Annotated in this window: 15 protein-coding genes and 1 rRNA gene (1 of these 16 only partly in view); 7 read left to right on the forward strand and 9 right to left on the reverse strand. The window is 38.1% G+C overall.

Features of this window, described 5'->3' with window-relative positions; genetic code table 11:
* Positions 1 to 8: 8 nt before the first annotated feature.
* Positions 9 to 1,139 carry a bifunctional tRNA (adenosine(37)-C2)-methyltransferase TrmG/ribosomal RNA large subunit methyltransferase RlmN gene (locus ALFOR1_RS17260; protein WP_104643820.1) on the reverse strand — a complete coding sequence of 377 codons (1,131 nt, stop codon included), beginning with the start codon at positions 1,137 to 1,139 and terminating at the stop codon, positions 9 to 11.
* Positions 1,140 to 1,308: 169 nt separating this feature from the next.
* Positions 1,309 to 1,740, reverse strand: a complete 432-nt coding sequence (ndk, locus tag ALFOR1_RS17265) for a nucleoside-diphosphate kinase (RefSeq protein WP_104643821.1) — start codon at positions 1,738 to 1,740, stop codon at positions 1,309 to 1,311.
* Positions 1,741 to 1,957: 217 nt separating this feature from the next.
* Between ndk and trhP the strand changes: the two genes are divergently transcribed.
* Complete coding sequence (trhP, locus tag ALFOR1_RS17270) at positions 1,958 to 3,343, forward strand: prephenate-dependent tRNA uridine(34) hydroxylase TrhP (protein WP_104643822.1); 1,386 nt, start codon at positions 1,958 to 1,960, stop codon at positions 3,341 to 3,343.
* Positions 3,344 to 3,580: 237 nt separating this feature from the next.
* Entirely contained in the window at positions 3,581 to 4,450 is an 870-nt protein-coding gene (locus ALFOR1_RS17275; RefSeq protein ID WP_232007061.1) for an EamA family transporter, read from the forward strand.
* Between the two features lie 42 nt (positions 4,451 to 4,492).
* Here ALFOR1_RS17275 and ALFOR1_RS17280 read toward each other — a convergent pair whose 3' ends face one another.
* The 4 genes from ALFOR1_RS17280 to ALFOR1_RS17290 form a co-directional block, all read right to left on the reverse strand.
* Entirely contained in the window at positions 4,493 to 5,386 is an 894-nt protein-coding gene (locus tag ALFOR1_RS17280) for a LysR family transcriptional regulator (protein ID WP_104643823.1), read from the reverse strand.
* Positions 5,387 to 5,721: 335 nt separating this feature from the next.
* The gene (locus ALFOR1_RS17285) at positions 5,722 to 7,968 is read right to left on the reverse strand and encodes a TonB-dependent receptor (RefSeq protein ID WP_232007062.1); all 2,247 of its coding nucleotides are present in this window, start codon (positions 7,966 to 7,968) and stop codon (positions 5,722 to 5,724) included.
* Positions 7,950 to 8,444, reverse strand: coding sequence for a TonB-dependent receptor plug domain-containing protein (locus ALFOR1_RS20545; protein WP_232007063.1), 495 nt, complete (start codon positions 8,442 to 8,444; stop codon positions 7,950 to 7,952). The genes ALFOR1_RS17285 and ALFOR1_RS20545 overlap by 19 nt, the downstream gene beginning before the upstream one ends.
* A 21-nt stretch (positions 8,445 to 8,465) precedes the next feature.
* Positions 8,466 to 9,527: a Ca2+-dependent phosphoinositide-specific phospholipase C gene (locus tag ALFOR1_RS17290; RefSeq protein ID WP_104643824.1), complete on the reverse strand. Its 1,062-nt coding sequence runs from the start codon at positions 9,525 to 9,527 to the stop codon at positions 8,466 to 8,468.
* A gap of 180 nt (positions 9,528 to 9,707) precedes the next feature.
* Between ALFOR1_RS17290 and ALFOR1_RS17295 the strand changes: the two genes are divergently transcribed.
* On the forward strand, positions 9,708 to 11,495 hold the full coding sequence (locus tag ALFOR1_RS17295; RefSeq protein ID WP_104643825.1) for a metallophosphoesterase family protein: 1,788 nt from the start codon (positions 9,708 to 9,710) through the stop codon (positions 11,493 to 11,495).
* Here the strand turns inward: ALFOR1_RS17295 and ALFOR1_RS17300 are convergent.
* The 3 genes from ALFOR1_RS17300 to ALFOR1_RS17310 all read right to left on the reverse strand — a co-directional run bounded on the left by ALFOR1_RS17300 (position 11,492) and on the right by ALFOR1_RS17310 (position 15,940).
* On the reverse strand, positions 11,492 to 14,347 hold the full coding sequence (locus tag ALFOR1_RS17300; protein WP_104643826.1) for a TonB-dependent receptor: 2,856 nt from the start codon (positions 14,345 to 14,347) through the stop codon (positions 11,492 to 11,494). The two genes, ALFOR1_RS17295 and ALFOR1_RS17300, sit on opposite strands and share 4 nt — an antisense overlap.
* A 24-nt stretch (positions 14,348 to 14,371) precedes the next feature.
* A complete protein-coding gene (locus tag ALFOR1_RS17305; protein ID WP_104643827.1) occupies positions 14,372 to 15,349 on the reverse strand; it encodes a FecR family protein in 978 nt (325 codons plus the stop codon).
* A gap of 63 nt (positions 15,350 to 15,412) precedes the next feature.
* On the reverse strand, positions 15,413 to 15,940 hold the full coding sequence (locus tag ALFOR1_RS17310; protein ID WP_193328891.1) for an RNA polymerase sigma factor: 528 nt from the start codon (positions 15,938 to 15,940) through the stop codon (positions 15,413 to 15,415).
* 174 nt (positions 15,941 to 16,114) lie between these two features.
* Between ALFOR1_RS17310 and ALFOR1_RS17315 the strand changes: the two genes are divergently transcribed.
* From ALFOR1_RS17315 to ALFOR1_RS17330, 4 genes are all read left to right on the forward strand, one after another.
* Positions 16,115 to 16,366 carry a YfhL family 4Fe-4S dicluster ferredoxin gene (locus ALFOR1_RS17315; protein ID WP_082660702.1) on the forward strand — a complete coding sequence of 84 codons (252 nt, stop codon included), beginning with the start codon at positions 16,115 to 16,117 and terminating at the stop codon, positions 16,364 to 16,366.
* Positions 16,367 to 16,569: 203 nt separating this feature from the next.
* Positions 16,570 to 17,274 (forward strand): metallophosphoesterase, encoded by a 705-nt coding sequence (locus ALFOR1_RS17320; protein ID WP_104643828.1) that lies wholly within the window; start codon positions 16,570 to 16,572, stop codon positions 17,272 to 17,274.
* A 169-nt stretch (positions 17,275 to 17,443) separates the two neighbouring features.
* Positions 17,444 to 20,371, forward strand: coding sequence for a TonB-dependent receptor (locus tag ALFOR1_RS17325; protein ID WP_104643829.1), 2,928 nt, complete (start codon positions 17,444 to 17,446; stop codon positions 20,369 to 20,371).
* Between the two features lie 639 nt (positions 20,372 to 21,010).
* Positions 21,011 to 21,130, forward strand: a 16S ribosomal RNA gene (locus ALFOR1_RS17330) (it continues 1,416 nt past the right edge of the window).

Consider the following 21,130-nt stretch of genomic DNA (forward strand, 5'->3'; position numbering starts at 1 on the left):
TTATAGGCTTATGCTTGCTGAATATTAACGCTAATAGCGTTATCATCACGCATTTTCTTTTTCGCCATACGTTTAGTACGGTCAACTACATCACCTGCTAATTGCCCACACGCTGCGTCAATATCATCGCCTCGAGTACGGCGCACAATACAGGTAATACCAGCAGCCTGTAAAACCTTAGAAAAACGGTCAATTCGGCTATTGCTAGAGCGCGTGTATTCGTTACCAGGGAACGGGTTAAATGGAATAAGGTTTACTTTACAAGGCGTACCTTTTAACGTTTTAACTAATTCGTGAGCTTGATCAGTGCTGTCGTTAACGCCGTTAAGCATTACGTATTCAATTGTTACGTCTTTATTTGCTTTAGAGCCATCAATGTAACGACGACATGCTGCTAAAAACTCTTCAATAGGGTACTTTTTATTAATAGGCACTAAAATATCACGCAGTGCGTTATCTGGTGCGTGAAGTGAAATAGCAAGCGCTACGTCAATCTTCTCTTTTAATAAATCAAGTGCAGGTACTGCACCCGACGTACTTAATGTTACGCGGCGCTTAGATAAGCCAAAGCCCCAATCGTCCATCATTAATTCCATTGCTGGTACTACGTTTTTAACATTAAGTAATGGCTCGCCCATACCCATCATTACTACGTTAGTAACAGGGCGTTTTTCGCTGTTACCATCAAGGCCAATATCTTTAGCTACGCGCCATACTTGGCCAATTATTTCTGATACTTTTAAGTTGCGGTTAAAGCCTTGTTGCGCGGTAGAACAAAACGTACACTCTAAAGCACAGCCAACTTGTGAAGATACACATAACGTTGCACGTTCTTTTTCTGGTATCCACACAGCTTCTACTTCTTGGCCGCCTTCAAGTACTAATGCGTATTTGATTGTGCCGTCGCTCGCTTGTTGGCGTACAGATATTTCTGGTGCAACAATTTCGCATTCGTTTTTAAGCTTTTCTTTAAGCTTTTTATTTACGTTGCTCATTTCGTCGAAGTTATCTACGCCAAAATGATAAATCCATTTCATCACCTGGTCGCCACGAAATGGCTTTTCACCGAACGATACAAATAGCTCGCGCATTGCATCTCGGTTTAAATCTAATAAGTTAATCTTTTTTTGCTCGGTCATGAAACAACCTCAATCGGTGACGGTGGAGATAAAAATTTACAAGGACGAATTGTACACAATTCACTCAGTTTAATCATTAAGTAAAATATCAAAAATGTACTTATGAATACTTTACGTAATGACTAAAAAAGGGCCCGAAAGCCCTTTTCATTTTGTTAACGAGTTCGAATTAACGAGTACGTGAACAAAGCTCTTCGTCAGAGAAGAAGTACGCGATTTCGCGAGCAGCAGATTCAACAGCGTCAGAACCGTGAACAGCGTTTTCGTCGATGCTATCAGCGTAGTCTGCACGTAAAGTACCAGCTAGTGCTTCAGCAGGGTTAGTAGCACCCATGATTTCACGGTTTTTAAGAACAGCGTTTTCGCCTTCAAGAACTGTAACCATTACTGGGCCAGATGTCATGAAAGATACTAAAGCGCCAAAGAAAGGACGCTCGCTGTGCTCTGCGTAGAAACCTTCAGCTTTCTCTTGTGAAAGGTGAACCATTTTAGCTGCAACGATTTTAAGGCCAGCAGTTTCGAAACGGTTGTAGATAGCGCCAATGTGGTTTTTAGCTACTGCGTCTGGTTTTACGATTGAGAAAGTACGCTCTAAAGCCATCTTTATGCTCCAATAATTTATAAGTAAAAGTGTGAATATTAACGGGCGCGAATTATACGCGCTTTAGCTGAAAAATCCTAATTTTATTAAAAACCAGTTTGATTGCAGTTTTGTGATCTTGATCAAAAGCACAATGCTTGTCGGATTTATAATGCCGCGCTTGTAAATTAATTAATCATGCAACCGACTTATACTCGGTTCGATGTATGGAGCGCACATGCCAACTGTTTCTTCTTTAACTTCTTTTGTACCTGAACTGTTATGCCCTGCAGGGAGCTTAAAAAATATGCGCTATGCGTTTGCTTATGGCGCAGATGCCGTGTATGCAGGTCAGCCCCGTTACAGTTTGCGTGTACGAAATAATGAGTTTGACCTAGACACCTTACAAATAGGCATTAATGAAGCACATGCACTAAATAAAAAGTTTTATGTGGTATCAAATATTGCCCCGCATAACGCTAAGGTTAAATCGTATTTACGTGATATTGAGCCGGTAATAGCAATGGGACCTGATGCGCTAATTATGTCAGACCCTGGGCTTATTATGCTTGTTCGTGAAAAATGGCCTGCCATGCCGGTTCACTTATCGGTACAAGCAAATGCGGTAAATTACGCGAGTGTACAATTTTGGGCAAAGCAGGGAGTTGAGCGTGTTATTTTATCAAGGGAGCTATCACTTGAAGAAATAACCGAAATACGCACACTCTGCCCTGACACCGAACTTGAAGTATTTGTGCATGGCGCGCTGTGTATGGCGTATTCGGGGCGCTGTTTATTATCGGGTTATATAAATAAGCGCGACCCAAACCAAGGTACATGTACAAATGCATGTCGTTGGGATTACGATGTAAAACCAGGCGTTGAAAACGAAACCGGTGAAATGGTGCATAAAATTGATCCGAAACAGGTTATTCCTACCCTTGGTGAAGGTGCGCCAAGTAGCGAAGTATTTATGTTAGAGGAACAAGGTCGCCCTGGTGAGTATATGCCTGCATTCGAGGATGAACATGGTACGTATATTATGAATTCCAAAGATTTACGCGCCGTACAATACGTAGAGCAGTTAACAAAAATGGGTGTACATAGTTTAAAAATAGAAGGGCGTACTAAATCATTTTATTATGTAGCGCGCACCGCGCAAGTGTATCGACAAGCAATAGACGATGCGGCTTCGGGTAAACCATTTGATACTAACTTATTTAAAACACTCGAAAACTTAGCACATCGTGGTTATACCGAAGGCTTTTTAAAGCGCCATGCCCACCAAGATTATCAAAACTACGAATACGGTCACTCGGTATCTACTAAGCAGCAATTTGTAGGTGAAGTGCTAGGGCGCTGCGAAAATGGATTAGTAAACATAGACGTAAAAAATAAATTTTGCACAGGCCATTCACTTGAACTGATGACACCACAAGGGAACATTATTTTTGAACTTGAATACATGCAAAACAAAAAGGGCGAAAGTATTACCGATGCCAAAGGCTCTGGGCATATTGTAAAAATTCCGCTAAATGAGAGCGTTAACTTAGATCACGCTATTTTAATGCGTAATCTAGATGCACACCAAGATACCCGAAATCCATTCAAGGAGGTCAGTTAGAGTCCACTTTAATAACTGCTCAAAGCTATTTTATTATTAAATATGATACATAGAGTGACGCTGAGCAGTTATATCTTCACCTGCTATTTTTAAATACCATTTATGGAATTTACCTTATCATTAATGCTTATTTATAAAATTTTAAAAGCGAATATAATGGATATTCGTACTTAATACGTGTTGTTAAATCGCTCCTCACTGTTACCCCATTATTTTTTAAAGGAATCATTTTTGTATGTGGATAATTTTTGCATTACTCGCGACCGTTTTTTTGGTGCTCGAGGAGTATTGTATCAATGGACGTCGCAGAAAAAGATTAACCGTAACTTATTATTATTCGGTGTATTTTTTGTAGGGTTTATTATTAGTGCGCTAGGTACTGTGGTGTTTGAGCACACGTGGTATGGCTGGGCAGACATTACGGTTGGGCTGGCTTTAGGGTTTGGCTCTTTTGCTGCTAATGGTTTGTTGCATAAAGGGTTTTCGGTTGGTAAAGCGTCTTTAATTAGTATTTTATCTGGATTAACACCTCTGTTTGTCCTTTTATTTGCTTTTTTATTGTGGCAGGAGACCTTAACAACAATTCAATTAATTGGTTTTTTCATTATTTTTGGTGGCCTTTATATCATTCGCTACTCAAGCGATATTTCGTTGAATAATCTACAAGGTGCGCAATGGGGATTACTCGCTGCACTTGCCTTCGCATTTAATGATTTAATGGGTAAGCAATCAACACTTCTCGAGGCAGATACGTTTGCAACTTTAACGTCTATGTTTGGGTTTGGGAGTTTTCTTTTTGCTGTCAGTTGGTTAGTAAAACGTAAAAATGCACTTGCAGCGCAAGACCGATCTCATACGTATTGGTCTGCGAGTAAAACATTTTCGTGCGGGTTACTTATAGGGCTAACAAACGTGGCGGGTATGGTGGCAATAATATCGGCGTTTTCGCTTGGTAATACAGGACTTGTTTCAGCTATTTCCGGAATGAACATTTTAATTATTTTGCTCTATTCACGCATCGTTTTAAAAGAGTCGTTTACCCGCCAAGAAGTGATAGGATTAGCAACAGCATTTTTAGGTGTCATTGTACTTAGGCTCAGTTTTTAAACGTTTAAAGCTTTAATACTTTCTTTTTAAAAGCATACATTGCTAACTTTCGTTAAAGTGTTGCAATGTATGCTCTATTAACAGTCGCACTCGATAAGGGATTTGTTTTCTGTCGCGATAAAGTATAGAAAATGGCTGCCCGTTACTTTTCCAGTCAGGAAGAATACGTTTAAGCTTTGCGGCTTCTATAAGAGGCAATGCTATATAATCAGGAATGTAGCTAATGCCTGCACCAGACTCAACGGCTTGTTTCATCATTTGAATTTCATCAACCTCTAACCGGACATGCGTGTTTGGATTAAAACTGTATTCTTCACGCGTTTGCTGGTTTTTTAACTGCCACGGAACTAGCCCAACACACGTAATTTTTGGGTGCTGCTCTAATTGTTTTGGATGGGTAATAGATTGGGAACTATGGTTTGGGTGAGCACAAAGCACATTATGAGTAAGTTTAAGCTCTCTAATAACCCAATTATCAATGGCAGGGTTTCTTACTCTAAACGCTATATCAATCCCTTCTTTTTCAATATCAATAAGGTTATTTGAAAAGCGTAAATCTAGTTGAATATTGGGATACTGCAGTAAAAAATCACAAAAAATGGCACTTAAAAAGTGTTTACCCATGTAAATGGGGGCAGAGATCCTGATTTTCCCTTTAGGTTGGTCTTTCTCATCACAAAGTGCTTGCTCTATACACTCCACCTCGTCAAATAACTTACGATAGCGATCGTAATATAACTCGCCAGTATGCGTTAGCGTTACTCGATGAGCATCTCGATTGAGTAGCGTTAATTGAAGAGCTTGCTCTAATAGACGTATTCTACGGCTTAAGGTTGATAGTGACATATCAAGATTTGCTGATGCTTTTTTAAAGCTACCCAGTTTTACTATGGTGCAAAAGTAACGTAAATCATCGAGAGAATAACTAGCTGCCATCAGAACTACTTTAATATTTAGGAGGTAGGCAATAGTAACAGCGGCACTTTAAAATTTCATTAGAGATTAAGGGGGGAAAGAACTGAAGTTAGGCAATAAAATTTTATATAACTTTGATTCCATAACCTTTAAATAAAAGCACTGGTAAATAACGTAACTTAATCTGTTCAGCAAATTAATTAAAAGTAGTGTTAAGTCATATTTGTTAAAGCCATTGAAAATATATTTACATTGAGTGCTTTATTTAATTAAGTGAATTTATAAGTCGTCTTTTTAGGTGAATACCTAAAGAATAATTCGAGGCTCTACACAAAATAGAGCCTCATTTTTATAATTTAGAAACGATAACTTGCGCCTAAATAAACAGTACGGCCATTAACCGTTGTGTTGTATAAACGATTATTAGAGTCTGAATATTGCTCTTCTCGTTCATTAGTTAAGTTACTGGCTTCTATAGTGAGTTTTAGCTTTTCATTTACCTGATAAAAAGCAGATGCATCTATGTATGTGCTGGCATGAAAACCGTTTTCGTCTTCATCGCCGTTACCCGCTTGTACCGCTGCAATATAGTCACTTCTATAAGCGGCTGCAACGCGAGCGCCCCATGAGTCAGAATCGTAATATACTGTAAAGTTACCAGAGTGTTCTGAAAGCCCTGGGAACGATTTATATTGATCAACACCTGAGTTACCCACATTACGGTACAGCGCTTCACCATCAGCAAATGTATAATTCGCAATAACACCTAAGTTATTAAAAGGAGCAGGTAAAAAGTCGAGATCTCGTTGAAAAGCCAGTTCCCAGCCACTAATATCACTTTCATCTAAGTTTTGTGGCTGAATAACGGTAAAAACAGTACTTGCAGTTTGCGGGTTGCCGTTTTCGTCTACGTCGCCTAATAAACTAACAGGGTAGCCAGTCTGGCTGTATGGAATGTCATATGTTTCGGTGATAATGAAATTATCAATAGATTTATGGAAGTAACTTACGGCTGCATACCCTATATTTTCAAAGTAATATTCAACTGAAAAGTCGAAATTAACTGATTCATAAGGTTTAAGGTTTGGGTTTCCTGAACTGATACTTAGGCCATTGGTTGATGTGGCATCATTTTGTACCACACCTGTTGGCACTAATGCAGCGAGTGAAGGGCGGGTGAGATTTTCGCCATAACTTGCACGTAGCACTAAACTGTTATTACTATCCCACACTAAATTTATAGCGGGTAGTAACCCTGAATAGGTATTTTCAACGTCAACTACTTCTCCATTTATTAACCCTATAGCATTGGTAGTTGTATCGTAATGGCGTACGCCCGCATTACCCATTAAGTAACCTGAGCCTAGCTCCCATTCAGCTTCGTACTGCAAATAAGCGCCAAAGGTTTTTTCTTGTACGTTATCGGTAAAATCAGGGTTATCTAAATTAGGATCGATATTCATACTCGCTAGAGTGCCTAGTACATCAACACTTACCCATTGTTGCTTATTGTGTGCGGTATTGGTAAATGTAAGGCTTGAATCTACCGTGTCATCCAGTACACCATCTTCCCAGTCACTACGGTTAATATTATTAGATTTACTTTCACCGTTTTCACTTTCAAACTTTTTATTAGATACACCAAACTTTATATTTGAAGCATTGTTTAGTGTGTAATTAAAATCTAATTTTACAGAGTCGAATGTATTAGTTATTTCTTCTTCAGATATATCAATTTCGTGATAACGAAATAAACTACTGTCTGTAGGCTCAAACCCGTATGTGTTTTCACCATAATAAGCATCTTGGCGGTAATCAATTGTTTCATCGCCAAATGTTTCTAGATAAACTTTAACACTCCCGGTATTAAATTTAGTTTCTGAGCGCCCCACGAGAGCGGTCATATTTAAATCTTCTGTAATTTGCCAGTCACTTTTTAATACAAATTGGCTTATTTTAGTGTCTGCATATTGGCTGCGGCTTTCTGAGTGTATTGCGGCATCTTCGTATACTGAGTAGATAGCGTCGTTATTTTCATTTATTTCAAGTGTGGTGAGCTTTGAGCATACCTGCTCGTTGTTATAAGCAGGGCCTGTACAGCCAAGAGCTGTTGAGCTTGAGCCTCGGTTTTGTAAGTGGAATTCACTGCGATCATTATTCAGTTCACCATATAAAGCATCAAAGCTAAATTCAAGGTTATTATTTGGGCGATATTGCAGAGCAAGGGTCGTCCCTAAACGTTCCTGTTCGTTTTCAAATAATGAATAGCGGCTACCACGTGAAAAGCTCACTTCTTCGTTGTTAATTTTATCTTGTAATTCATCTGATAGTTCAGATATATCTGAGCCTGATGCATTTTTTTTGCGCCAGCGATAAGTATTGTAACCTTGCTCATTTACATCACGTTTGCTGTATGCAATTGAAAATAATGCACCAAATTTATCATCCCATGTATTTGAGATAAGCGCTGCAACTCGTGGGCTAACATCATCGGTTTGTGAGTTGTCGCCAAGTTGACCTGATAGAGCAGTATTAAAACCATCAAAGTCAAATGGTTTAGCTGTATGAAGCCCAACAGTGCCGCCTATGCCGCCTTCATCCATTTCGGCAGAAAATGATTTTTTACATCAACGCGTTGAAATAACTCAGACGCAAATATATTAAAATCAAAAGCGCGAGAGCGACTTACTGAACCTCGGCTATCCATTGCTGAAGACGATGTACCTAAAGCTTCCATACCGTTGAGTTGTACTTGTGTAAAGTTTGGACCCAAGCCTCGTAACGAAATTTGTCGGCCTTCGCCGCCTTCTCGAGTTATGGCAATGCCAGGTACACGTTGTAGTGAGTCTGCTAGATTTAGATCGGGAAAATCTGCAATATCTTCAGCCACAATAGAATCTTGTGCGCCCACAGCATTTCGTTTTAAATCTTTTGCTTTTAACAAACTGTTGCGATAACCCTGTACAACAATTTCTTCCACTTCTGTTTGCGCAGATTGTTCTGCATACACATAATTAGACACGCCTAATGAGCTCATTATAGCCGTTGCTAAGAGCGTACGAGATGGTTTGTTCAACATAATGCTTCCTTGGTTTTTAATTTAAAGTTGATTATTAATAAAAGGGTTTGTGCGCACTAAATGACCTTCGTCAAATTGCACCACATAGTTAAAGCGCGCCTGCTGTGGCGAGCCGGGTATAAAGTCGGTTGAAATTACTTGTGCGCCGCTATTCTTTGCAGCATTAAACTGCATTGTTCGTTGTGAATTAGTGGCACTTAAATTTGCATCTGCGCGGGTACGTACCATGTAGCCTTTTAATACAAGTTGCTGAATTTTATAAAAGTCGCGTATAGGGTTGTTCACAATCATAAAAGCAGCTTCGGGCTGGTTTTCATCATAATGAGCAAACATGCTAGCCCCCTTTAACGAAGGCCTATTTTGTTTATAAAGTGCGGATTGTTGTGTATTGCCATCAAATAAGAATATGAACTTACCTGCTAAAGCACATGTACTTGGCCACCCAAACTTAACGACGGTTTGGTTTAAAGATAATGGCGTTTTGCGTAAATCATCTGGCGTGAATAATAAGTTAGGTAACGATTTTTGAATTACTTCATCGAGTAAATAATAATCTTTCGGTGTAAATTTAAGTGGCTGGGTTCCTAAAATTAAATTAGATCGTGTTTCTTTTACATTAAGCATTACAACAATTGGAAAGTGCTGCGGATTTGCCTCAGACCATGCTTTGAGTGTATTTAAACAGCCACTAAACAACAGACAATGGCTTTGCACATCAATATCGGGAATGTGCATTACTTTAAATCCAGGAGTAGCTAATTGCTTTTTTTCTAACTCATTAAACAAAGGCGTTGTTGCAAAAGTATTAGCCCAAGGTTTTATGTATAAATCACCATTAGGGTCTTTTAAAACGTCAATTTCTAAATGGCGAACACCGCTATTTAACTGTTTAATAATAGATGAATGACCGTAATCAATACGGGCCATTAGCTTGGGGCTTAAATCATTTAATTTATGTTTAACGCCTACGTTTAATGTTTTTTTATAGCTGTTATGTGAGCCAATCATTTGCAGGGTATTTAATGGCATAGCGTTAATGCTAGTTACATAACCTGCAAAAATAATAAAAATAAAAAATGGCATAGCACGTCTCAATTGTTGAGTTTGCTATCTAAGAGCGAGCGTTTATAAATTAGGGGACACAAAAATATGCATTTAATAAAAGTTTCATAATAGAAAAGCATGTTTATAAAATTTTATGTCCCCTTTTATCCATTACCGCGCTCTAAATAATAAGTGAAATAAAAACGGGATAAAGCCATCATGATTAGAGTCAAAGTACTATGGTTAGCACTATGGATTGGGTTATGTATTACATGCAAAGTAAGTGCTATTGAGTACTTTGAGGTTAAAAGTGCGCCGCAGATGGAGACGGTTAAAGTGGCCTTTTTAGCCGATATTCATCTACATGATATTTTTGCTAATTTACATGACGTAGATAATATAGAACTCCCAAAGGACGTTACCTCAAAGCAACCATTACTAATGCGTAGTATGCTTGCCCAGCTCCATTCAACACGTCTTTTTAATGAAAATTATTTTGTTTTTTTACATGTATTAGATGAACTAGCCGAAAAAAAAATAAAACTAGTCGCCTTACCTGGCGATTTTACTGATGATGGCCAACCTATTAATGTGCGGGCACTGGCGCGTATTTTAGGTCATTATGAAAAGAAATATGGAATGCGTTTTTTTGCCATACCGGGTAATCACGATCCCGTAAAACCATATACAACACCGGCAGGTAAAGCGGACTTTTTAATGGCGCAAGGTAAAGAGTTTGGTGTTTATAGTTATCAACATGAAAAATGTATGGCTAAGCTGGCAGTATGTGATGATGGTTTAAAAAACTGGGGATACGCTGAAATACTAAGCACACTCAATGACTTTGGGTTTAGTAAACATAAAGGTGATGTGCTATATGAAACGCCTTATAAAAACCGAGAGTTTATATGGTGTAACCCCAATAACAAAAAACACTGTATCACCATGCCCGATGCGAGCTATTTAGTTGAGCCTATAAAAGGGGTTTGGTTAATGGCCATTGATGCCAATGTGTATGCACCGCAATGGCAAAACTCACCGCTCACTTTTAAAGGGTCGTCTGGTGCCGGCTATAATGCTTTAATTGATGCAAAGCCTCTATTGTTAAAGTGGATAAAAACGGTTGTAAAAAGAGCCAAAACTCAAAATAAAACACTGGTTGCATTTAGTCACTTTCCAATGGGGGAGTTTTACGACAATGCAAATGACGAATTACATAAAGTGTTTAGCCGTGGTCATTTTTCTCTACCAAGAGTGCCAACACCACGTACAGCAAAAATACTGGCAGATACAGGGTTAACGCTCCATTTTGCAGGGCATATGCATTTAAATGATACGGCGCTGATAACCAGTAATCAGCACTCCCAGTTAGTTAATGTGCAAGTGCCAAGTTTAGCGGCTTACAAAGCGGCCTATAAAGTTGTAGAGCTAAATTTAGCTAAGCAAACCGCGCTTATTAGTACCCATACATTAGACGATGTGCCGGGTTTTAATAACTTATTTAGTTTATATGAAAAGGAATGGCAGTATCGTAACTTGCATAATCTTAGTAATTTTGACCGCACTATTTTGAACTCAAAGAGTTATGGTGATTTTACCAAGCAACATTTATTTGGGCTGATTAAACAGCGTTTTATAAAACGCGATTGGCCTAAAAATTTAGTGGCATGGTTAAATGACAATCATCATTTAGCCGATTGGTTTTTAAATATGCAATGTTTAAATGAAGCACCGCCTAATTTGCTCTCTCAGCTTGAAGCTGTATCGACAAAAGAATGGCTTCAAGATTTTTATTTATTACGAAATGGTGATGTAACAGCAGATATAACAGCTAAAAAGCGTATTACTTATCAACAACTAAATACTTTTTTAGCACAATCGACATGTAAAACAGATACGCAAATACAGCAATACTTAGCCCTGTTAATAAAAGTAATGGCAAAATTTAGTCAACATACCCAGGGGGAGAATTTCCGCGTTGATTTAAAAACAGGAAAAATCATTTAATACTGATAACTCAACCCTAAGTAAAAGGTACGTCCACTTGTGGTTGAGTTGTAAGCTCTGAGGGTTGAATTACTGTATTGTCGCTCTTGTTCATTACTGAGATTAAATGCGCTAAATTTAAGTTTCCAATAATTAGAAAAATAATAATTTACACTTGCATCCCAATAGGTGGTCGGCATAAATCCGGTTTCGTTTTCATCGAGTAAAAGGCTGCCAGCACGCACTAAATATTTATCTCTAAAAATAGCGCCGAGTTTAAAATTGAATTTGGGGTGGTCGTAAAAAATCATACTTGATGCGGTAATTTTAGATAAAAAAGGCAGGTTTTTTTTAAATAAAGCAGTGCCATTATTTGAGTCGTAATAGGTGACTTTACCTTTATTATAAGCAGCTTGTATATTAATGCCCCAATCAGAATTATGTATTAAGTAGTTTAAACTTACCTCGGCTCCCCACTGATAGGCCGTTTCTGCATTACTTAGCCAAAGTAATTGACTATCGGAGGTTGTAGGCGGCGAACCTTCAAATAAAGGCGCTTGTGTTGTGACTATGTAATCCTCTAAATCTTTATAAAAAAGTGATATGTTAAACGAACTGTGACTACTAAAATCAGCCTCTAAGGAAATATCGCTATTATAAGATAAGTAAGGTTTTAGATTTGAGTTAAATATGTATTTTGTACTACTGGGGGTATCGTTTGAGCCATCAAAATTGAGTGAATTTAGTAATGGTTTTGAATAGTTTTTGGAAAGTCCTGCACGAAATCGCCAATTATCGTTAATAAAATATGACCCATTAAAAGTTGGAAGCCATAGACTATACAAAATCGGAGAGTAAGGCGCTTGAGTGTAAGATGTTATAGATTCTGATTGGTAACGTACACCTATATGAGCCTCCCATTTTTCTTGCTCTGTACTCAATAGAGTATAAGCACCTCTGCTATATTCCTTTATATGTTCAGCTTTAGTCGTGATTAAAAAATTATTGGCTTGTACATTAAATGGGTCAATGCCATAAAGCTTGAGTGCCTCATTCGTGTTTATTTTTAACCACTGCTGTTTTTTATGTGCATTTTGCGATGAAACATACGATGCAGGAAGGTCAATTAATTGTTGTGGTGTATCGGGTATTTCATTAAAAAAAATATCGTTTTGCTGTGCGTTATTCATTTTATTTTCAAACAGAGTCCAGTCAGCCCCAAATTGAAGAGTTATTAAACTATTAACGTCATATTGAAAATCTAATTTTGCGAAGGTGTACTCACTATTTGAATTGTATTGCTCTACATCACCATGATGCATTTGCCACATCGTCGGATTTTTCAAGTTTTCGCTGTACTTAATATCTGCATAAAATGGCGTTTTACGATAATCAATTGTAACGTCACTTACACCTTGGGTATAAATCTTATTGCTGAAAGGAATGTCATACTTTGAGCGCTCGTTTCCTAATATGGCGTTTATTTTCCAATTTTGATCTACTTGTTGTGTAAGCGAGAGCACGCCTTGCTGATATGCCGTTTTTATTTTTTGGGCTCTACTTTCAGTAGCGACTCTTGCATTTTCATAACGTGCATACACAAGCTCATTATTTTTATTAGCTTGAATGTCTTTAATTGTTGTTAGCCCTATAATTATAGGCGTTGACTGATCCCCCCTTGGGTATAAATGATATTCATGCCTATCACCTTTTAAAAAACCTGAGAGCATATCAAAATCAACATGGGTGGTTTCATTTTTGTACTCTACAGATAGGTTTGCCCCAAAGCGCTGCTGGGTTGCTTGCCATACCGAGTAGCGATTACCGCGAGGGATTATATAATCGCCTTGAGTTAAATGCTGAGCTTGTGATTGAGTTAACGCCGAGAGATCAGCGCCTTCTATGGCAATATTTCGCCAGCGAAATGTATTAGCGCCTTGCTCTAACGATTCTCTGTTTGTGTACGCAACGCTTGCAAGTACCCCCCAATTATTCCAGGTGTTAGAAATTAAGCTTGAATAACGCGTTGCGCCAGTACCTGTATAGTCGTTGTAGCCAAGCTCAGGGGTAATAACAAATTTAAACCCCTCATTATCTAAGGGGTTTATAGTTTTCAGTGCCATAGTACCAGATATTCCACCTGCTATTTTGTCGGCAGAATAGGCTTTAATTACATGAATTTGTTTAAATAGTTCGGCAGGTAATATATTAAAATCGAAAGAACGATCGCGCTGTTTTTGCACTCGGCTATCCATCGGTGAATCGTTATTTGCTAAGACAGGCATGCCGTTAAGTGTGACCAAACTAAAATCAGGATAACTGCCACGTATTGATACTTGGCGTCCTTCGCCAGCTTCGCGAGTAATGGCTACACCCGGAATATACTGTAAGGCTTCAGCCAAGTTAGTATTTGGTATATCGGTAATATCTTGTGCTGAAATTGCTTCGCTAATCGTTTTATTATTGTGTTTTAAGTTTCGTGAGCGAGCCAACGAATAGCGGATACCCTTTACTGTTATTTCTTCAAGTGTTTCGTTATCGTTTACTACTTTTTTTGGAAAAATAACAAAACCATCGTTTTGAATTTTATATGTTAATTCACTGTCTTCTAACAAATAATCCAATGCTTGAGCAAGTGTATGATCGCCAATTAAGGTGGATGTAGTTTTGTCGTCGATAAGTGAAGGGTTACTACTAAAAGAGACTGCATACGCATTTGCTACTTCTCTTAAGCTGTCACTGAGAGAACCGGCAGGTATATAAACAAACGTATGTATGTTTTTTGCGGCACTTGGCATTGCTGTTAAGCAACTAACAGCAATAAAAAAGTACACTAAAATACGTTTATTTAATGTACACACATGTTTTAGCATAAGAGTTTAATCAACATACTTCATTTAAGGTCGCGTTAAATGAAGTTCGTTGCTCTTTTTTTCTACATTCCAGTTGTAAGTAGATGCTATTAGCATAAGGCTTTGTTGCGGCGTTTCGAGATTAAATCGTCCGCTAATTAAAGTATTATTGAGTGCGTTATCTACTTTAATTACCATAGGGCTATAACGCTGCAATTGTTTGATAACAGTGGTTAGAGGTTCTTTTTTTGCATCAATCCAACCCATTCGCCAAGCAGGGAGTTGTGCCAACTGCTGGCTATAATCTACAGCTATATGTCCATTTTTTATAACAGCTTGTTGAGAGGGAGTTAATATCACTTTATCTAAGGCCGAGACTTCTACCCTGCCTTCGTACACTGTTACCACTACTTCATCCTTATTGCGCTCTACATCAAAAGAAGTACCTAGTACTTTAATGCTTGCTTGTCCGGAATTTATTATAAATGGCCGTGTTTTATCTTTGGCTACATCAAAAAAAACCTGTCCTTTTTTTAATTCGATTTGCCTAGAGTGTGGTAGTAAGTGTGCAGTCAACTCACTATCTGCATTTAAGTGTAAATATGAACCGTCATCTAATAACTTAGATACACGTTTGCCTAAACGTGCTTCTAAAAGCTGAGGTAGGTTAGTTTCAACTGCTGTTTTTGCAATAGGTGTTGGTGTAAACGCTTGTCCAGGTATAGCAAGCCAGTACACTGCAAAGGCAATAGCGCTAAAGCTTGCCGCTAACGCGAGCACAGGGAAATTTCTAGAGCGTTTAGTGTTAGGCGCAATTTCTGGAGTCGCTAAATTATTTTGTTTAGTGTAAATGTATAGAGCTTGTTTAACAGCAGGATCGCCAAATACATTGGCTATTTTTTCAAATGCATTCTTATTTTCTGCGCATTTTAACCAAAGCGATAGTTCTTCACGGTCATGATCATTTAAATCATTAATCCGGTCTAGCCAATCTGCTGCCTGTTCTAAGCGTTGTTCGTTCATTAAAAAACCTAATCTGCGTTGATTAAATATAAAGAGCGTAAAAATTTAAAAAAGGGGACATTGTTATTGATTTTTTTCTATGTGAAGCGTTATTTGTATCATTGCACGCGTAATATGTTTTTTTACAGATTCTTGGCTCATATTTAACTGCTTAGCAATTTCTTCGCGACTTAATCCATCAATACGACGAAGCTTAAATACATTTCGCCTAAGTGGTGGTAACTCTTGAAGTGCATTTTTAACAAGATCGAGCTTTTGCTCTGTAATAGACTGCGCCTCAGGATCGCTATTCTCATCTGTAAACAGCTCAATATCGTCAGTATTATTTTGTTGGCTTTTGTTTTTTTGCCAATCGCTATACATAACAGACTTTGCTACCTGATTTATATATGCCTGAAGGTTTTCTATCTCCGATGTATTATTTCTATTTAATGTTCTTAATAGAGCCTCTTGTACTAAGTCGTCTATGTCATCTGCATTGCTAGTTCGGCGACTAATGAACTTACGAATATGGCTAATAATATTTTTTACATCGGTCTGTTCAGAAGAAGCATTTAAATTCGATGGCAGGGGGCTTTTAAAAGTCTTCATTACTCGCTCTAGAATTTTATTTTAAATAAATAATAAGCGAATAATATGACCAGCTTATTACAAGCAAGTTGGTGCGTAAATTTAAAGAAAGTAATTGATTAAGATCAATTGTTCTATATTGATAAAGTGCATAATTTTGGGATAAAATAAATTATTAACTAGCGAGACTAAAAAGTGGCTCTACTTATAAATAACAAGTGCATTAACTGCGATATTTGTGTTGCCGAGTGCCCGAATACGGCCATTTATATGGGGTCAAAAACTTATCAAATAGATCCAGCAAAATGCACAGAATGTGTTGGGCATTATGATAACCCTACGTGCGTTATTGTATGTCCAATTAATTGTATAAAACCCGATCCTAATAATCGTGAAAACCTCGATGAATTAGCTCAAAAGTATGTCAGGTTAACTAGTTCGCATTAATAAACCTTTTTAGTGCTCACAATACGGTACAAATCCCACATCCTTTAAGGTTGCTTAAGGGGGATTATAATTTGAACATACTTCAATCCCGAGAGGCCAATATTACTTTGGCTTCATTAAATGTTAATTATAGTGTGTTACTTTAGTACTTTATAAACTCAATGTTTAATCTAGAAATAGGGTTAGATTTATAGGAGTCTATTTTGAAAATAGGTACTAACGCTATCCAAAGTGCACCTTCTAAATGCGTAATATCGCTTGATAATGATTGTCGAGTATTTGTTATTGGCGATCTTGATGGTGACTTACCCGCCTTAAAGCATGAACTTAACAAGGTAAATTTTGACCCACAGAAAGATTTTTTATTTTGCTTAGGCGATTTTGTTGATCGAGGTGAGCAAACCCCTGATTTATTCACTTACCTACAGGCCATTAATGCATTTATGGTTTTAGGTAATCATGAGCATTTAATGCTTGAGTCATTATTGAGTAACGACAAAGCTGCATATAAATTATGGACAGAAAATGGTGGTAATTGGCACAAGTCAATTTCAAGTGAAAAGCTTAAAGTTATGTGTAAAGCGCTTTTAAGTAAGCCGCTTTCTATAGTACTTGAATATCGTGGTTACAAAATTGGTTTATCTCACACATTTCCTCAAATGTGGAATTGGAATAATTACCCCAATGATAAGTCAACGGTTGTAGAGTCGTTACTGTGGGATCGTGATGTAGTTAAGCACGATAAAATAATAAGCAGTAATGGCGTTGATTTTTCTATTCATGGGCATAATTCAACAAAGACGCCTTTTTGGGTTGGCAATAGTTATCATATTGATACAAATTATTATGGAGGGAAACCAACCCTTTTAGAGCTTGGTGAAGTTATTAAAAGTATATCTTTAAAATAATTAACAGTAATGGCTGTTTAATAATCTATTTTTTATTTGCGTTAACAAACGATTAAGTTTGGCTATGTAAAATTAGCGCAAATTTGCCATTACGTAACATAATTACGTAAAAGGATTAACTATTTGCTTTAGCTTGTGTAAAGCAAGTTTAAATGGAACAGCCTCGCTCATGTTATCAACACGCCATTTTTCTCTCCCTTTTTCAAAACTTTGTAAATCATCACTTTATTTATCTGTACTTTCAGCGCTTGGTTCAGGTTACGCCTATGCAGAGCAGGAAGCTTTAAATGCAATAAATAAAAAAGACATGGAAGTAATAGAAGTACGCGGAATACGTTCCAGCATGGCCGAAAATTTAGATGTTAAGCGTATGTCGGGATCAGTGGTAGACGCAATTACTGCTGAGGATATTGGTAAGTTCCCTGATAAAAATGTGGCTGACTCATTGCAACGTGTTCCAGGTGTAGTTATTGAACGCGATGGTGGCGAAGGTGCGTCTGTGAGTATTCGTGGTTTATCGTCTGAGCTTACGTTTACTCAGCTCAATGGTAATTTTATTGCGTCTTCGCCGGGCGAGCCTTCACGTTCTTTTGATTACACATTATTACCCTCTTCCATGATTGAAAGTGTAGAAGTATTTAAATCGCCAGAAGCGCGTTTAGATGAAGGTGGTGTTGGTGGTACTGTATTAATGCATAGCCGAAAGCCATTAAGTATGGAGGCGAACTCAGGTGTATTTAATGTAGAAAGCACTTACGCCGATGTTACCAAAGAGTATGAACCTCAATTTACTGGGTTGTATTCGTGGAAAAACGATGATGAAAATTTTGGCATTTTAGTGGGTTATACCTATCAAGAGCGAACAAATAGAACGATCTCAGGTGGAACCGATGCAAATGTTTGGCGCTACACTGGTGGCGGCCAGCCTACAGATGTTACTGGCAACTCAGTTGATAACAATAATGGCTGGGATACGATAAATGATTCAAACGGTAATAGTTACGATGGGGTGTGGTTTCCGCAAGTAGTGCGTGGCTCAGTACTGAACGAAAAACGTGAGCGCGAAGGTATTCAATTTAGTACGCAATGGCGACCAACAAATCGTTTAGAGCTTGGTTTTAATTACTTCGGTTTTACACTTGGACAAGACCGAACTGAGTCTGTAATTGATATACCTGAATGGTCACTCAATCCAGACTTTTTAACGGCGGTTAAACTCGACGAAACAGGCACTATTGCAACAGGTATGCAGTACGATGCTATGGCAAGCGGCGTCGAAAATGATATGCAATTTCCGTGGATGCGCGGAAGCTATGTGCGAGAAGAGTCAACTTCAGACACGTTTGATTTTAACTTAACTTACGAGGGTGATAACTTCAAAGCACGCTTTGTAATTGGTAATACACAATCAGAGGGTGGCCCAGAGGAAAGCTGGGAAGCGGCCTATAAAAGTTCTAACGCGGGAGAAAACGCAGCCACTATTCAAAATGCGGCTCAAACGGCAGGCTGGTCACTAGAGCAAGATAACGTATCACTTAATATTGACCCTAATACATTAGTTAATTTACAAAATGGAATTGGAGGCGGTCGTGATGCGGGCTCTTCAAATTCAAGCTTTGTACGCAGCGAGCTTGAAGAAGACTACTATCAAGCAGATGTCGATTTTTATGTTGACTGGGGCTTTTTAAAAACCATTAGAACAGGCGCTAAATATCGCCATGCGACACTTCATCGAGAAACAGGTAATACGTTTTTTTTAGATCCCAATTTTGATATTGCTGCAGGTGAGGCGAGTGAGCAAGGAATAACGCAGTTCGATAGTTATCAATGGAATGGTGGGATGCCGCTGGCACAAGATGTATTCACCAATCAAACAAATATAATAGGTGGGTTTAGCATAAACCAAATGCCAAGTGTTGATTGGGATAAATATCGTGATTTAGTGACAGCTAGCTACAACCCATATACGCGAATTGAAGATAACTTTGTTTACGATATAGAAGAAAAAATATCGGCTTTTTATATTCAAGGCGATTTTGAATTTAGCGTAGTAAGAGGTAATTTGGGCGTACGTGTAGTACAAACTAAAACATTTACTTCATCAACCGACCTATATACTTACCAATTAGATCATACAAATAACGAAACAGGAGAGCCAGTAACAGGTGACGCTCGCTTTGTAGAAGACTATCAATTAGTCACTCAGCAAAATAAAGACACTCAAATTTTGCCAAGCTTTAATATTGCGTGGGATGCTACCGATGATTTGGTTGTTCGTGGAGCAATTGCTAAAGTAATGTCTCGTCCTGATTACAGCGATTTAGGTGCGCAGCAGCGTATTACATTTGTATCGGATGAATGGGCAGATGATAGAGCTGCATTTAACGAGCTTCCTGGTTTTAGTGGCAGCGGTGGTAATAAAAACTTAAAACCGTTTGAGTCAGTACAGAGCGATTTATCTATTGAGTATTATTACAGCGAAGGCTCAGCAGCAGGTTTGGCACTATTTTACAAAAAGGTCGATAACTTTGTCGTACCGCTTGTAATAGATGCACAGCAAAGCTTTGCAGGAAAAACCAACATAGTAGATAGTGGTACTATTACTATTGCACCCTATAGCACTGTAGGTAATGGCACCGATGCAGTATCTAAAGGCGCGGAAGTATTTATTCAGCATGCATTTGATAATGGCTTCGGGTTTTACGCAAACTATACTTACAACAAAACTAATAAAGCAGACGTTACTATAAATGGCGAAGCGTTCGGTCAATCGCCATTAATTGGCAGCGCCAAATATCAGTACAATACTTCTTTTTATTACGAAGCTGATTATTTTAATGTACGTGCTTCTTATAATAAGCGAGGCGAAACAGTACTCGGTTTAAATAGCGGGTTAAATGTATACCAAGATCCTTACGAACAGCTCGATGTAAATGCATCCGTAAATTTATACGATGGGCTTAGCCTTACCGCAGCGGTTATTAATTTAACTAAATCTGAATCAGTAACGCGTTTAGGAAATGACACCGATGCACGATTACTCAATACGAGCTACTCAGGTCGTCGTTATTACGCTGGTTTTAACTATAGCTTTTAGATATATGGCTTAATAGCAGATCAATAGACATTATTATTTGATAGCGCAAGCTATAACAAACACTTTTAAAAGGCACTTTATGTTAATAAAGTGCTAGTTATGTTGTTTTTTTAATGTGTTTAGCTCAAATACTCAACGAACAGTGTTTTATTTAAAGTTTTATCAATAAAACGCTTGCGTAAAAATCTGTTCTCCCTATAATGCGACCCCACTGAGACGGCAGACAGCAACGCTTAGCGAGGCAAGAGTCAATCAGTGAGTTGAGTAAAACTTAGTGTTGAAAACTTTCAAGTTTAACAAAATTAAGTGTTGACAAAAAAATAGGAAAGCGTAATATGCGCAGCCCTAGCGAGGTAAAGTTTAACACTTAAATCGCAACGTTCTTTAACAATATAAAGCAATCATCTGTGTGGGCACTCGTACAGATTGAGTTCTAACAGCCAACCTACTTCGGTAGTGAGGCAAACAAATTAGAGTCTCAATTGAAACTGAGTGACCATATGTTATTAAAAGATTCAGCCTTGAGCTGTTTTGATTTCACTTTTTTAAAAGTGAAAATAATAACGCACAGTCAATTCGTTTTTGGCAACAAAAACAAAATTCAGAATTCATTGAGCTGTCGAAAGGCATAAAACTTTTTAATTGAAGAGTTTGATCATGGCTCAGATTGAACGCTGGCGGCAGGCCTAACACATGCAAGTCGAGCGGTAACAGAAAGTAGCTTGCTACTTTGCTGACGAGCGGCGGACGGGTGAGTAA

Origin of the sequence: Pseudoalteromonas carrageenovora IAM 12662, assembly GCF_900239935.1 — a bacterium.
Taxonomy (GTDB): Bacteria; Pseudomonadota; Gammaproteobacteria; order Enterobacterales; family Alteromonadaceae; genus Pseudoalteromonas; species Pseudoalteromonas carrageenovora.